This window comes from Acinetobacter sp. YH12151, assembly GCF_013418355.1.
Lineage (GTDB): Bacteria > Pseudomonadota > Gammaproteobacteria > Pseudomonadales > Moraxellaceae > Acinetobacter > Acinetobacter pseudolwoffii.
This window is the reverse complement of record NZ_VPCG01000013.1, coordinates 1-14457: the sequence shown is the minus strand read 5'-3', so window position 1 is coordinate 14457 and position 14457 is coordinate 1. Positions and strand designations below refer to the sequence as shown.

Genomic DNA, 14457 nt, shown 5'->3' with positions numbered 1-14457 from the left:
CTCAATCTTTAAGCCGAGCAGATTTTATTTTTTAGAGCTTTCAACTTATTGCCCCACATTCTTTTTTGACGTGGCCAACGTTTACCCACACGCTGACGTGCGGCTGTTGGATTAACTTTTACAGCATCAATATCGCTTTCAGCACCATTCGGTTGAACCAATGGCGGATAAATAGAGAATCCTCGACTTGAATGTGTTAACCAACTTTGAAGAGCGACATCAATGGGTGCATTAATCTGAGCTAGATCATTTTGAAAAGCTTCTGCACCTTCACGCGACCAAACTAGACCTAAGGTGAGTACAGGGAAATAATATGCTTTTAAAAGATGATGCTGATCAATCTGACGCAACTTTTTACTCAATTTACGTTTAGTACTACCAATATTGATTAAGTACCAACCTTTTTGGTTTTCCTCTAACCACTGTACAGTTTTTTCAACTGTAGCGACCAAATCAGAAATCACCTCAAGGTCATCTTCAACAACAATAATAAAGTCAAAATCTGATGCTAAAAATTCGGCTACACATCGCTTGTGACTTAAGTAACATCCTATTTCAGCACCTAATAAATCACGCCCCATAAGCGTATTGGCTTGTTGGCTATTATAAGACTCATAAGTTTGAACATCTAACTTACGACCATCTACAGCTGAAATTCTTTCAAATTTAATATTATGTTTTTTTAACTCAGCAGAAGCTTGGGCTAAACGATCTGTACTTGAATCTAAATTAATTAAATAGACACCTAATTTCATATTTTAAATTCCAGCTTACTGCCAAGCATCCTTAATCCACTGCGATGGCAGCACATAACGGTACCACTTTCCACCCCCACCATTCACTGCATCTGGCGGATTAATCTCGCCATGAAAAACAATGATTTTGGCACCTTCAGGCTTCACAGGTGGCTTAAAGTAAGCCATCGGGATTTTTTGCAGGCAATGATATTTATAGCTCTTGCACCAGCTTTCTGGCCAGTATGTCTGTTTACCTTTACGGTCTACATACCAAGACAAATAGGCTTGCTCATTACGGAATTTTTTACGGATTTCATCAAAGTTTTCACGGAAATAAGGCAAAAGCCCCGGGAAAGCACCCAGTTTAAAACGATATACCGAACTATTACCGGTAATTCGCCAAGGACGTTTCCAGTCATGGATAATCAGGAACTCACCCGGATAGCTAAAGAACTCATCGATATTATCGACAATCACCACGTCAAGATCGAGAAATAGCGCATTGCCCTCTAAACCATACAGATCAGGTTCAAAAGTGGACAGCTTATTCCAGCCACGTTCAGGCGCACCTTCAGGCAATGCCAAAGGTGGAATTGGGAAACATTGTACTTCAGGATTAATTCCTTCCGTACGATCCGTCAGACAGACCATTTTGAAATCGACTGTCGTATGTCGTTTAACCATGTTGTATAAACGATTGACATATTCAGAACCGTATTTGGTTCCCCATTTCATACAAATAACGATGTTACTCATTGCGTATGCCTAAGCTCATCTTAAAATCTTCTGGATACCGAATATGATGACATAAGTTCGGAAGAATAAGTATATCCCTTAAAAAAAACCTCTCAAATGAGAGGTTTTTTCAATCAGTAAATTATTACTTATTTCACGTAAGTTAGCCAATGTGCATATTTAGGATCTTTACCCTGAACTGCATCAAAATAAGCTTTTTGGATTTGCGTCGTGATTAGGCCACGGACACCTTCACCAATTTGACGGTCATCATATTCACGGATTGGTGTCACTTCCGCAGCAGTACCGGTAAAGAACGCTTCATCGGCAATATAGAATTCATCACGGGTAATACGGCGTTCAACCACGTCATAACCCAAGTCTTTGGCAATGGTAATAATGGTTTGACGGGTAATACCATCCAGCGCACCACCGGCAATATCAGGGGTATGAATTACACCGTCAGTCACCAGGAATACGTTTTCGCCTGACCCCTGGCATACATAGCCTTGTGGATCGAGCAACATGGCTTCATCATAACCCGAATGCGCGACTTCCTGATGCGCCAGAATCGACAGCGTGTAGTTCCCAGATGCTTTGGCTTTACACATGGTCACGTTTGGATGATGGTGGGTAAATGATGAAGTTTTCACGCGAATACCCTTCGCCATGGCTTCTTCACCCAAGTAAGCACCCCAGCTCCATGCCGCAACCACAGCATGAATCGTGTTATCAGTTGCAGCAATACCCAGTTTTTCAGAACCAATAAAAAGGATTGGACGTAAATAGCAAGATGCCAGTTTATTTTCACGCACCACATCAATTTGCGCTTGTTCTAATGTTGCATGATCAAATGGAACTTTCATTTGATAAATTTTTGCAGAATTCAACAAACGCTTGGTATGTTCTTTTAGACGGAAAATAGCCGTTCCATTCGGAGTTTCATAAGCTCGGACGCCTTCAAACACACCCATGCTGTAATGCAAAGTATGGGTTAATACGTGAGTTTTCGCCTCACGCCAGTCAACCAGTTGTCCATCTTGCCAAATAAAACCATCACGATCAGCCAAATTCATGCCACAAACTCCAATTTTTCACAATTATTCACTATCCAGCGCAAAGCTTGCACTTGGATCAATTAGTCTTTGCCATAACTTGCAAACGGTCATTCGGGTATCGTGCCAGTCGCTTGCAGACACTTGCATGGATTGATTTGCAAGGGCTAAGCGGTGGCTCTCGGCGCGTTCACTGAGATAAGCTTGAATCAGAGCAGTCGCATCGTCGCTGGATAAGCAACCTGATTTTGCGGTATCCTCAAGAATTCTTACATTGTCGGAGAAATGGGCGAGATCTTTATTCGTCCCACTCCAGGCCAACACCGCATACTGTGCCATAAATTCGATGTCTACGATACCACCTGTATCTTGTTTTAAATGAAAAATTCCATCTTTTTTCTGCGCTTTGGAGGAGCCCAGATGATCCTTCATTTTCTGACGCATTTTCAGCACTTCTGCCCGCACATAATTTTCATCACGAGGCTGAATCAAAATATTACGGCGTAAGATTTCAAATTTTTGTCTTAGGCTTAGCTCACCCGCAATTGGACGCGCGCGCACCAAGGCTTGATGCTCCCATAACCAGGCACTCTTAAGCTGATATTGTTCAAAGGCTTTCAGACTGGTGACCAAGAGTCCTGCTTCACCTGAAGGACGTAAACGGGTATCGACTTCATAGACCCGCCCATCCAGGGTTTGCGTGGTCATCAATGACATGAATTTTTGTGCTACACGCATGGCAAACTCAAAACCACTAATCGGCTTGAGTCCATCTGTATCGGCCTGTTCTCCCATAAAATGAATAAATACTAAATCCAAGTCCGAGCCATAACCCAGTTCAATGCCACCAACCTTGCCATAACCAATGACCGCAAAAGCAGTATGCTCGATTGAACAGCGCTTGCCTTCGGCATCGAGGGGAAAACCATGCCTTTTGGCCACCATCTGATAGGCCAAATGCAGAGCTGCATTGACAGATACTTCGGCAATATCGGTTAAGGCATCAGAAACTTTCATCAAAGGACTTTCAGCCAGAACATCACTGGCTGCGACGGCCAAGACATTGGATTTTTTAAACAGGCGCAATACCCGCATCTGATCTTCAACCTGATCAATCTCAATACGGAGTAATTGCTGGCGTAAAGAATCTTCCAGATCCTGTCGTTTCGGCAACTCAAAATCCATCGACAGAAACTCATCCAGCAATACCGGATATTGCGAGAGTTCTTCACAAATCCAGGGACTCACCGTGGCCATTTTGACCAGTCGTTGCAGTGCGCCTTTACTTTCAATCAGCATGACCAGATAGACAGTACGGCGCATCACCGACTCAACCAAGGGCATGAGACGCAACAACGCCATTTGCGGCTTGGCAGACTCCAGAATCGCTTCAATCAGATAAGGCCAAAAGGTTTTTAAACGTTGAATCGCCTTGGCCGGCAACTTTTTCAATGCATGACCATGCCAGAATTCATGAACCAGATTCTTGGCGGCATCATCCAGAACATCGTTGAGCTTCTTTTCCAGCTGGACAAAACTTTCGACCTGGGTTTCCGGTTCATTTTCCTTAATCAGATGCTCAAACTGATAAATGACTTTGGCTCGCTTCTGGTTCAGGACAGTCATAAAATCTGACCAGTCTGCAAAACCTAAGGTTTCCACCATTCGCTGACGTAAATCAGGCTCAGTCGGTAAAGATTGGGTTTGTTGATCGTTTAAGGCCTGAATCGCATGTTCCACCCGGCGCAGGAACAGATAGGCATCTTCCAGATCTTGGACTGCCTGTTCATCCAAGAGTTCAGCATCATCGAGATGGTTCAGATTGACCAGACATTGGCGATCCTGCAATTCAAGTTTGGCTCCACCATAAATCAGCTGAAAGACCTGCACGATAAATTCAACTTCGCGAATACCGCCAGCACCGAGCTTGATATCATCTTCAATATTACGCCGCTGGACTTCACGCTCGATCATGGTTTTCATTTCGCGCATGGCTTCAAAAGCACTGTAATCCACGTATTTACGAAAGACAAAAGGACGGGTCATGTCAAGCAGAGCATCACCTTCCGGACTTGGATTGACAACACGCGCCTTGATCCAAGCGTAGCGCTCCCATTCCCGGCCATGCTGACTTAAGTATTTCTCTAAGGCCACATGACTAATGGCCAGGGCTGAACCATCACCCCAAGGACGCAGACGCATATCGACCCGAAACACAAAACCATCCGCCGTAATCTGATCCAGCAGGTGAATCAGTTTTTGTCCCCACAGGATGCAAAACTGCTGCACATCGATACATTTGCGTCCATCGGTTTCACCCTGTTCATCGAAGGCAAAAATCAGGTCAATATCACTGGAAAGATTAAGTTCTTGCGCGCCGAGTTTGCCCATAGCGATGACAATAAGATCCTGAACTTTACCGTTATAAGCAATCGGCTGGCCATACTTGGCAGCAATCGGCATACGGGCAAAATCTTTGGCTGCACAAATACAGGCATCGGCAAAATCGGAGAGTTCTCGGGTGAGGGTAATCACATCGGTCAGTTGATTGGCATCCTGCCAGATCCAGCGAAACATCAGGCGGGCCCGCAGAATACGCATGGCGCGCATCCAGGCGGCTTCGTCTATAATATTCAGGATACAGTGCTGCACCAGCTGATCAATATATTCCCGACTGAGTGCAGCCTGAAACTGGTCAATTGCATAATCCTGTTCCAGGAGGCTCTGGTGATTGGCCAATACCTGTTCAGCATATTGGCTTGCTCTTAAGGTTTTTTGCAATTGTGTCGCATTCATCACTCAACTCTTCCCCCGAAACGTTCTGCTTAGTTATAGCAGGAGTTTTGTCTCAGGGGGAGTGTTTTAGTTTGAAATTATCTTTTAGGATTTCTCAGCATGCAGATCTTCAAGCACCAGTGCCTGATGATCATTGGTGACCATTGGCAAACGCACCGTAAAGGTCGTACCTCGACCTTCTTTTGAATCCACCGCGATTTGACCATGATTCAGATCAATAAAGCGCTTGCACAATACCAAACCTAAACCAGCACCTTTCTCTTCAGCGGTACCTCGGACACTCACCATCAACGTCGGCTTGAACAGATTCTGTATCTGCTCTTCAGTCATGCCCAGACCGGTATCCTGAATGGTGATTTTAACCTGCTCACCGTCCATTTCTGCCTCTAAAATGACTTTACCGCCTTGATTAACCGGGGTGAATTTCAGCGCATTGGAAACCAGATTCTGCAACACTGAAGTAATCATATTGATATCCGCATGGACTTTAATGTCTTCGGGAATATTGTCGATTAATTCAATTTTTTTATTCAACGCCAGACTGTGCAATACACTGCAGACAATTTTACTGGATTGCTTGAGTTCATAATTAATCGGATGATATACAAAGCGTCCGCCCTCGGCCATGGCCCAGGTCAGCAAGCTTTCCAGCAGGTTATAAGTCGATTGTGCATTATCATATAAATAATCCGCGATACTCTGAATACTGGACTCATCCAAGGTATCACGTTCCTGCGCCAGAACTTCGGAAAAGCCCAGCAGGCCATGAAATGGCGCACGCAGATCATGTGCGATGATCTGGAAAAATTTGGTTGTACTAAAGTTTTGTACACATTGCTGTTCGTATAGCTCTTTCAGCTCAGTATGTTCTTCATTGAGTTGGATTCGAATCACTAAACTTTCAGCAAATTGTTTGATGGTGGCAATATCGTCCTGATCAAACAGTTCGGTCTGATCATCAAAGAAAATGACCTGTCCAAAAGACACACCGCTACTTGATTTTAAATTAAAGGCGACTAATCTCTGATGCGCTACACCGAAATCTTTCACATAATTTGACAATTCTGTATAAGCAGGATGCGTCTGATCGATGACATCTGCCTGTTGCAGATACGTAGGCACATTCACGTCCTGCGGGGCATGCAAGGCCCGGAAACCGCGCGGACAGCTGTACCAGATATACGGTTCCATGTGGAAGCTAATAATGCTGGTTTTAACGTTTAAAACTTTACGGGCGATCTTACAAAAGGTGTCTAATAGGTTGTTGGAGGTATAGACACCTAAAATGAGAGATATACGGCACGAGCTTAATTGCTCCGTATTCTGACCGACCTCTAGCAGTTTTAGTTCCATGTCTGCCTCTCTGAATATGTATGGAATATAGAAAACACTGCCGACCAAATTTATACAATCAATAACAAAGATTCTATATTTACTGAACGCTGAAAACTCACCTATAGGTTAAAGGATTTGTTAATCTGTTTCTATCCAAATACACTCATAACCGCAAGGCACTGATATTTAATTAATTAAGAATAACTTGAAAATTTAATCTTCAAAAAAAGTCTGCTTAAGTATTTGAAACTCAATATCTAAGCTAAAATGAAGCATGTTTATTTGTATTTACTTTAACACACTCTTGACCAAAAAATACTCAGCATCGATTTTTATCCCCTTTTAAATAAAAGTTAAAGGTTTTTCAACTATATAAATTTAAATTTCGTTTAAAAAAATAAATTAGATTGGCTTCACTCTCTAATAACGTTCAGAATTCATTTTTTATTTTTAAAAAATACTTAATAATTATCTTGAGTCTCAACTTAAAGTCTCAAAAAAACTGTCTGAAAGATAGCCTTTGAATTGTAAAGAAATTACAGTCTTTAACAAATTAATTGCGAAAATTTTGTGATTTTTTATCACTCCAGCTTACATTAAAAATGGAAATTTCATGCTGAGGAAGAATGAATCCAATTCAGGGTATTTTTTACACAAGGAACAGTGCACTTAAGGTAAAGACAAAAAAGGCGGCCTAAAAAGACTAATGCTGATCAGTTAAGGAGTTTAGAAATAGACTCTTTAACTTTTTAGTCGTTCACGACGGAGTCTTAAATTTATAAATCAAATACTTAAAAATAATTTGTTACTTTGGTTTCGCCCAAATGAGAAGCGAAGCTTCGCAAGGAAGGCATCTTGCGGTGCAATACACCTCATGCCTCAAACAGTTGCGGATGACTTTTCTATCTATCAGATATAATCATGAATTTGAAAAAGAAAATGCCAGTCAATTCCTTAACTGACTTGGCATTAGCCTAAAAAGACCGCTTTTTTTAACGAAGAATTATTTGTCTGAAATTAACGCCACTTGCTGTACATAGTTAAATAACTTTAACTTAGACGCATTGACCTCTGCTTCAGGTGCTTGATTCTTTAAATCACGATGTACGCGAAGATAATGCTGACGCAAGGTATGACGTTCTGTGGCATTATAGGTTTTGGTAAATTCATTAATGGCCGGGTCACCATCTTTGACAATTCGATCGACCCAACGCTGTAATTGGGCTGTCTTTTTAAGACCTTGTTTTGGTGTTAAATAAGATAAAATCACCGTTTCATTTTCATTGCGCAGTAATTTACCAATACGTGAAAATTGACGGCGACGTGCTTCATGTGAGGTAAATTCCTGTACATCGAGCAATGCTTCAATCAAACGCTCTTCAACAGGCAAGTTTTTAATTTGTTTAGCACTCAACTCAGCCAGCTGTGCACCCAAAGCCGCCATACGCTGGACTGCTTTTTTCTGTTCGGTTTTACTTGCGCGTCCCTCTAAAGAATCAAAATCTTCTTCAGTTAAACTGTTCGGTCGACGTGCCACGATTAATCTGCCTCATAAAATTTTGCTGCAAATAGTGCCTGAATTTCAGATAAGGCTTTGTCCTCATCCGCTCCTTCAATCACCAAGCGTAAAGTTGTTCCTTTGCCCGCACCGAGCATCAGCAAGGACATGATATTTTTTGCATCTACCAGTTTGTCCGTTTTTCCAATCTGGATACTGGAACGAAATTTGGTAGTCACTTCTATAAGTTTACCAGATGCGCGTGCATGTAAACCCAGTTTATTAATTACGTCAACAGTGGTATCAATCATGACCAGTGCTTCATTTCTCGATGGAGGACTTGAATAGACCATTTTGCCTCAAGGGCTTTTTTTAGTCTATCCACAATGTAAACAGAACGATGCTGGCCACCGGTACAGCCAATTGACACAGTCATATAATGACGATGCCCTTCAGAAAAGGTTGGCAACCATTTGTCCAGAAAATGATAAATATCATTAAACATATCCTCGACCTGATCGCTCTTTTGCAAAAACTCCTGCACCGGTTGATCGAGTCCTGAAAATTTGCGTAATTCCAGTTCCCAATGCGGATTCGGCAAATGCCGGACATCAAAGACATAATCGGCATCCAGTGGAATGCCATGCTTATAACCAAAAGACTGCAAAATTAGGATCAGGTTATCGGTCTGTCCCAACTTGGTCAATAAGGTATGTTTCAGGTCATGCACGCTTTTATCTGTAGTATCGATGTGCACGGTAGAACGCAGCTGGATGGGCATTAGCAGGATTTTTTCTTCCTGAATGCACTCGTTCAGACTCTTAAAGCGCGAAGCTAGAGGATGCGGCCGACGCGAGGCACTAAAGCGCGCAATCAGTTCCTGATCCTGCGTGGTCAGATAGATAATATCAACCGAGCCATGCTGTTGTAGCTGCTCGAACACATGATCAAATTCTTGCAAATCGGCACGGGTACTGCGTACATCGACCCCCAAAGCCAACTGTTCCAGATTGTTCTCACTGTGCAGTTTCGCCACGATTTCGGGAAGCAATGCCAAAGGCAGATTATCAATACAGTAATAACCCAGATCCTCAAGCACCTGCAATGCAGATGATTTACCTGAACCAGATTGTCCCGTGACAATTAAAATGCGCTTCATACATGCTACCCTTTCATCCTATCCGGCAGTGTATTTGACCTGCAGGTTATCGATCAGACGTGTATTACCTATCTTTGCAGCTACAAATAACACAACATCTTGATTAAACGTATGAATTTTTTTTAATTCTGGCGTTCGTGCTTCAACATAGTCTACGACAAACCCGACATCTGTTAAAGTCTGGCGAAGCTCGGCCAATACCGTATCCAGTTCAATCGCAGCATGGAGCTGCTGTTCAGCCTTTTGTAAGCTTTGATAAATGACCGGTGCGATTGCACGATGCTCTTGGCTTAGGTAACCATTTCGAGAACTTAAGGCTAAACCATCTTCTGCACGGGCAATTGGCACGCCAATCACTTCTAATGGAATATTCAGGTCTTGTACAAACTGGCGAATCACTGCCAACTGCTGATAATCTTTTTGCCCAAAGAAAGCATAGTTTGGCTGAACAATGTTAAACAATTTGGTCACCACCACCGCTACACCATCAAAATGGCCGGGGCGCTGCAAACCACACAAGTCATCAGTAATGTCAGAGATACTGATATTGGTCAGACGCGGTTTTTTGCCATACATTTGCTCAACCGTTGGCGCGAAGACGATATCACAACCGACGTCTGCCAAAAGCTGCTGGTCCTGCTCCAGCGTACGCGGGTAGTTATCAAAATCTTCATTGGGTCCAAACTGGATCGGATTGACAAAGATACTGACCACCACCACATCACACAGCTTACGCGCTTCACGTACCAGATTTAAATGCCCCTGATGCAGATTGCCCATAGTGGGTACAAAACCAATAATCTTGCGGTTGGCACGTGCCGGATTAAGTGAGGCCGCGAGTCCCTGAATGGTGGTTTCTGTTTTCATCTTACAATTCAACCTGAAAAGTTTGTGCTGGTGCCGGGAAAGATCCATCTAAAACTGCAGCATGATAAGCTTTAAAAGCATCCAGAATGGCAGTAGCACCCGATTGTTCCTGCATAAAATTACGGACAAATTTTGCAGTATGGCCAAAGGTTAAACCCAGCATGTCTTGTACTACCAAGACCTGACCATCAGTGGCTGCGCCTGCGCCAATGCCAATCACCGGAATTTGTGGAAACAGTTCTGTGATTTCCTGACCCAATTGTGCCGGTACGCATTCAAGTAGCAATAGTGCAGCACCTGCATCAACCACTGCTTTACAGTCTGCAATCAGTTGATCCGCTGCTGCACGGGTACGGGCTTGCAGCTTATAACCGCCAAAGACATGTACCGATTGCGGCGTTAATCCCAAGTGCACACAGACTGGAATACCGTTACGGGTCAGCACCTGTACGGTTTCTGCCAGCCATGCACCGCCTTCCATTTTCACCATTTGTGCGCCGGCCTGCATCACGGTTTTGGAACTTTGCAAGGCATCATTTAAGGTGGCATAACTCATAAACGGCAAGTCAGTCATGATAAAGGCATGCTGGTTACCACGGCGTACCGCAGCGGTATGATAGGCCATATCTGCAACAGTCACTGGTAAAGTCGAATCGCGGCCCTGAATTGACATTCCCAAAGAGTCGCCAATCAGAATACTGTCTACTTCTGCAATTTCCATGGCTTTGGCCATGCTGGCATCATAGCAAGTCAGACATGAAAATTTGCGTCCATCTGCTTTGAAGCGTCTTAAGTCACTCAGACTGACCATGAAGATGTTCCTCTATGATTGAAGTTCTCGCGAACATACCCATAACTCAAAAATTAAATATTTGCCCAGTTTGTGTCATCGAGTACCGTTAAGGTCGATTGCTTGACGATGTCCAGGTCTTTTAAGGATGTAGCATGAACCTGTATTTCAGCATCAATGTCCAGCAACGGAATGAGTACAAAATCACGCTCTAACACACCGACATGCGGTACAGTCAGGCGTTGATTTTGTATCTGTTCATCTCCGTAGATCAGCAAGTCCAGATCCAGCGTACGCTCGCCCCAATGACGCAAACGTACCCGACCGGCTTCCTGCTCGAAGGCTTGCAAATAATCCAGCAAGCTTAAAGCTGCCAGATTAGTATTCAACTGCACCACAGCATTCAGATAATTTGGCTGATCCTGTGGCCCCATCGGTGGACTTTGATACAGATGCGAGGTTTTTACCTGACCCAATGTCGCCAGTTTCTGTACAGCTTCTGCCAAAATCTGGCGTGAATCGCCCAAGTTACTACCCAGGCCAATATACGTCACGATCATTGTGTTGGCCCAAACACCACCTGGCTTAAATCACGTTGCACCCGCTTACGTTTCATAATCGGATGATCTGCGCCAATTTCACCACTGGCACTGGCTGCCACATGTGACAGGGTTTTCGCCTTGTCTTCAAACTTGGCTTTACGCACCCGGCGGTTACGTGGTTCAGGTTCATTGACTAAAGGCTCAATCTCGGCAAGATCCTGTTGTGCCGTCAGTTTCTGTTCCAGATGTTCTTCTTGAGTGGCCTTACGACGGCTCTTGGCACGTTGACGGTTGTACTGGCTAATCGCCCGTTCTTTCTCGTCACCACTCATTTGCTGATAAGCATCCCACCAGCTGCCCATGCCTTGCGCCACTGCATCGCCTGATTTTTCGCGCAACAGCAAAAAGTCAAATCCGGCACGGAAACGCGCATGACTAGACAAGGCCTCAATTTGTTGCGGTTTTGGATTCAGTAAACGGGTCTGCATTTCCCAGACTTCACGAATGAAAGTCTCGGCGAAGCGAGGAATAATGGTCCGGGTTGCCTGACGTTTCAAAACATCCAGACCCGCTTGGGCACGTGCTTCTGCTGCGACCACGCCTTTATTCAGATAAAACTCACAACGCTCGAGGAATGGCTGCCATAATAGTACCGCGTAGAAAAATGCCGGGTTGATGGTCTTGCCAATCGAAATACGCTGATCGGTATTTTTCGCAGCACGCTCCATAAACGGCGTGATTTCAGCTTTGATATCGGCGAACAGCTGATGCCAGATTCCGAAGTCAATCAGCATGGGCAACACACGATTCAGATGCCCCATGGTGAATAACTTTTGTGATTCATCATAGAGTCGATGCGGAGAGACATCACGCAGCAGCTGGGTCATTTCCGGCGTGAAAATATCCAGAATGGCTTCATCAATACTGAAATTCAGCTTGGCAGCAAAACGTAAAGTACGTAACATCCGCACCGGATCTTCTTCAAATCTTAAGGCCGGATCACCGAGCAAACGTAAAGTTTTGCTGTGAATATCATCTACAGCATTGCAGAAATCCAGCACAATCGCTTTACGCGGCTGGTAATACATTGCATTGATCGAGAAGTCGCGACGGGCAAAATCCTGCTCGATGCTGCCCCAGTTATTATCACGCAGAATCATCCCCGCGGCCGAGGTGACTGCTTTTTTTGGAGGTGCCCGGAAAGTGGCCACTTCAACCAGTTCCCGCCCTGAATAGACATGCGCCAGTTCAAAACGCCGTCCGATAATTCGACAACGTCGTCCGAATACTTCCTTGACCTGAGCCGGGGTTGCATTGGTAACTGCATCGAAATCTTTAGGATTCAAACCTAACATCAGATCTCGAACACCACCACCCACGATATAAGCTTCATAGCCTGCCTTGTTTAAGGCATCAATCACATCGAGAATATAAGAAGGTAATTGAGCGGTTGATAAACCACATTTTGACGCGCGCAAAGTTTGCAAAAGACGCTGTCTCCTACGTCTGAACGTAAAATTCTAAGATGACGCTAATCATATCGCTTACACGACTAAAGGGCAATTTGATTATGTCAATCCTGCAGCTCAGATTGATTCTGTATTCAGCATCAATTCCGTCTATTCACAACGCGAGTCTGGCCTTGTTTTTGGCAAATAATGCCGGCCCAATGCCTTTGACCAGCTGAATATCTTCAATGCTTTTAAATTTCCCATTTTTCTGCCGATACTCAACAATGGCTTGGGCTTTCTTTTGTCCCACGCCATGCAACTGTTGCAATTGTTCAATATTTGCACTATTTAAACTAATTCTATCACCTGTCGCTTGTACCGAAAGTGCCGGTTTTGCCAGATAGTGATCTGCTTTAGTCGATGCATTCTGTTGTTTGAGCCGCGCATCATGTTGCTGTTGTCTGGTCTTCCATTCCATATAATCGGTCGCAGTTGCATGTGCAGTTCCAATAGCAATATAGCCTAGCCATAAACCCAGAAGAAGATTAATCCACGCCGGACTTGTTCGATGTTGTTGTTTGTTCATGCGCCGCTCTTTGTTTTAATTCTAATTTGGCCTGTTCCCAGAGCTGATCCAATTCAGCCAGTGACAAGCGGTCTATATTGAGTTGTTGTTTTTCCGCCTGATGTTCCATCAAGGCAAATCGAGTACGAAACTTATGGATCGTGCCTAATAATGCCATTTCACTCGAGATTCCAAGTTTACGGCCAACATTGACCAGAGAAAATAAGCAGTCACCAAATTCTTCCTGTATTTCATCGGAATTCTGGCTTGCCAAAGCTTCTTTTAACTCGGCCAGCTCTTCTTCTACTTTGTCATATGCCCCAGTGACATCGGGAAAATCAAAGCCGATTTTTGCGACATTTTTCTGGATTTCATCTGCCTGTACCAAGGCCGGTGCATGCTTGATTTCATCTAAACGGGAACGTGGCTTGCCCTGCTTTTCTTGCTGTTTAATTTCTTGCCAGAGCTGAGAGACATCTTCCGGGCTCAATTTTACAAACTGTTCAGCCTGAAATACATGCGGATGACGGCGGATAAGCTTGTCGCTAATGGCCTGCACCACATCCTGAAAATCAAAAGCGCCCTGCTCGCTGTACATTTGCGACTGGAACACCACCTGTAACAGCAGATCGCCCAGTTCATCGCGAATCTCGTCAACATTTCCAGAACGTACCGCAGCTTCTACTTCATAAGCTTCTTCAATCGCATATTGGGTCAGAGATTCGGGAGTCTGCTGCTGATCCCATGGACATTTTTCACGTAATTCACGCATGATATTAAGCAATTGTTCCACTTTTAAAACCTGTTCCTTAAAATGTAGTCAAACATAGTCAAGGACTAATTCGCACTCTGTTAATGTCTTGTTGCCAAACGTGTAACTAGAGCCTGAGTCGGTCAGTTCCGACTTATAGCGATCAGTCCGTTCTT

At 44.0% G+C, this 14457-nt stretch carries 14 protein-coding genes; all 14 read right to left on the bottom strand.

The window, feature by feature from the left end; all coding sequences use genetic code 11:
- Positions 1-8 precede the first annotated feature (8 nt).
- The 14 genes from FTU82_RS06765 to mazG all read right to left on the bottom strand — a co-directional run bounded on the left by FTU82_RS06765 (position 9) and on the right by mazG (position 14323).
- Positions 9-755 carry a glycosyltransferase family 25 protein gene (locus FTU82_RS06765; protein ID WP_180101158.1) on the bottom strand — a complete coding sequence of 249 codons (747 nt, stop codon included), beginning with the start codon at positions 753-755 and terminating at the stop codon, positions 9-11.
- A 15-nt stretch (positions 756-770) separates the two neighbouring features.
- Positions 771-1493 carry a glycosyltransferase gene (locus FTU82_RS06760; protein WP_180101157.1) on the bottom strand — a complete coding sequence of 241 codons (723 nt, stop codon included), beginning with the start codon at positions 1491-1493 and terminating at the stop codon, positions 771-773.
- 128 nt (positions 1494-1621) lie between these two features.
- Positions 1622-2548 (bottom strand): branched-chain amino acid transaminase, encoded by a 927-nt coding sequence (locus FTU82_RS06755; protein ID WP_180101156.1) that lies wholly within the window; start codon positions 2546-2548, stop codon positions 1622-1624.
- Between the two features lie 24 nt (positions 2549-2572).
- Positions 2573-5323, bottom strand: coding sequence for a bifunctional [glutamate--ammonia ligase]-adenylyl-L-tyrosine phosphorylase/[glutamate--ammonia-ligase] adenylyltransferase (glnE, locus tag FTU82_RS06750; RefSeq protein ID WP_100355735.1), 2751 nt, complete (start codon positions 5321-5323; stop codon positions 2573-2575).
- A gap of 84 nt (positions 5324-5407) precedes the next feature.
- Positions 5408-6676, bottom strand: coding sequence for a sensor histidine kinase KdpD (locus FTU82_RS06745; protein ID WP_180101155.1), 1269 nt, complete (start codon positions 6674-6676; stop codon positions 5408-5410).
- A gap of 985 nt (positions 6677-7661) precedes the next feature.
- Positions 7662-8195 carry a ribosome biogenesis factor YjgA gene (yjgA, locus tag FTU82_RS06740; RefSeq protein WP_159516241.1) on the bottom strand — a complete coding sequence of 178 codons (534 nt, stop codon included), beginning with the start codon at positions 8193-8195 and terminating at the stop codon, positions 7662-7664.
- A gap of 2 nt (positions 8196-8197) precedes the next feature.
- On the bottom strand, positions 8198-8467 hold the full coding sequence (locus FTU82_RS06735) for an HPr family phosphocarrier protein (protein WP_034608740.1): 270 nt from the start codon (positions 8465-8467) through the stop codon (positions 8198-8200).
- Positions 8464-9315: an RNase adapter RapZ gene (gene rapZ / locus FTU82_RS06730; protein WP_005172647.1), complete on the bottom strand. Its 852-nt coding sequence runs from the start codon at positions 9313-9315 to the stop codon at positions 8464-8466. Before rapZ ends, FTU82_RS06735 begins: the two co-directional genes overlap by 4 nt.
- 18 nt (positions 9316-9333) lie before the next feature.
- Positions 9334-10182 carry a pantoate--beta-alanine ligase gene (gene panC / locus FTU82_RS06725; protein WP_005095700.1) on the bottom strand — a complete coding sequence of 283 codons (849 nt, stop codon included), beginning with the start codon at positions 10180-10182 and terminating at the stop codon, positions 9334-9336.
- Between the two features lies 1 nt (position 10183).
- On the bottom strand, positions 10184-10993 hold the full coding sequence (panB, locus tag FTU82_RS06720) for a 3-methyl-2-oxobutanoate hydroxymethyltransferase (RefSeq protein WP_005095698.1): 810 nt from the start codon (positions 10991-10993) through the stop codon (positions 10184-10186).
- Positions 10994-11046: 53 nt separating this feature from the next.
- Entirely contained in the window at positions 11047-11532 is a 486-nt protein-coding gene (gene folK, locus FTU82_RS06715; protein WP_005172653.1) for a 2-amino-4-hydroxy-6-hydroxymethyldihydropteridine diphosphokinase, read from the bottom strand.
- Positions 11529-13001, bottom strand: a complete 1473-nt coding sequence (gene pcnB / locus FTU82_RS06710) for a polynucleotide adenylyltransferase PcnB (protein ID WP_180101154.1) — start codon at positions 12999-13001, stop codon at positions 11529-11531. Before pcnB ends, folK begins: the two co-directional genes overlap by 4 nt.
- Positions 13002-13137: 136 nt before the next feature.
- A complete protein-coding gene (locus FTU82_RS06705) occupies positions 13138-13551 on the bottom strand; it encodes a ComEA family DNA-binding protein (RefSeq protein WP_005172659.1) in 414 nt (137 codons plus the stop codon).
- The gene (mazG, locus tag FTU82_RS06700; RefSeq protein ID WP_074384035.1) at positions 13511-14323 is read right to left on the bottom strand and encodes a nucleoside triphosphate pyrophosphohydrolase; all 813 of its coding nucleotides are present in this window, start codon (positions 14321-14323) and stop codon (positions 13511-13513) included. The genes FTU82_RS06705 and mazG overlap by 41 nt, the downstream gene beginning before the upstream one ends.
- Between the last annotated feature and the right edge of the window lie 134 nt (positions 14324-14457).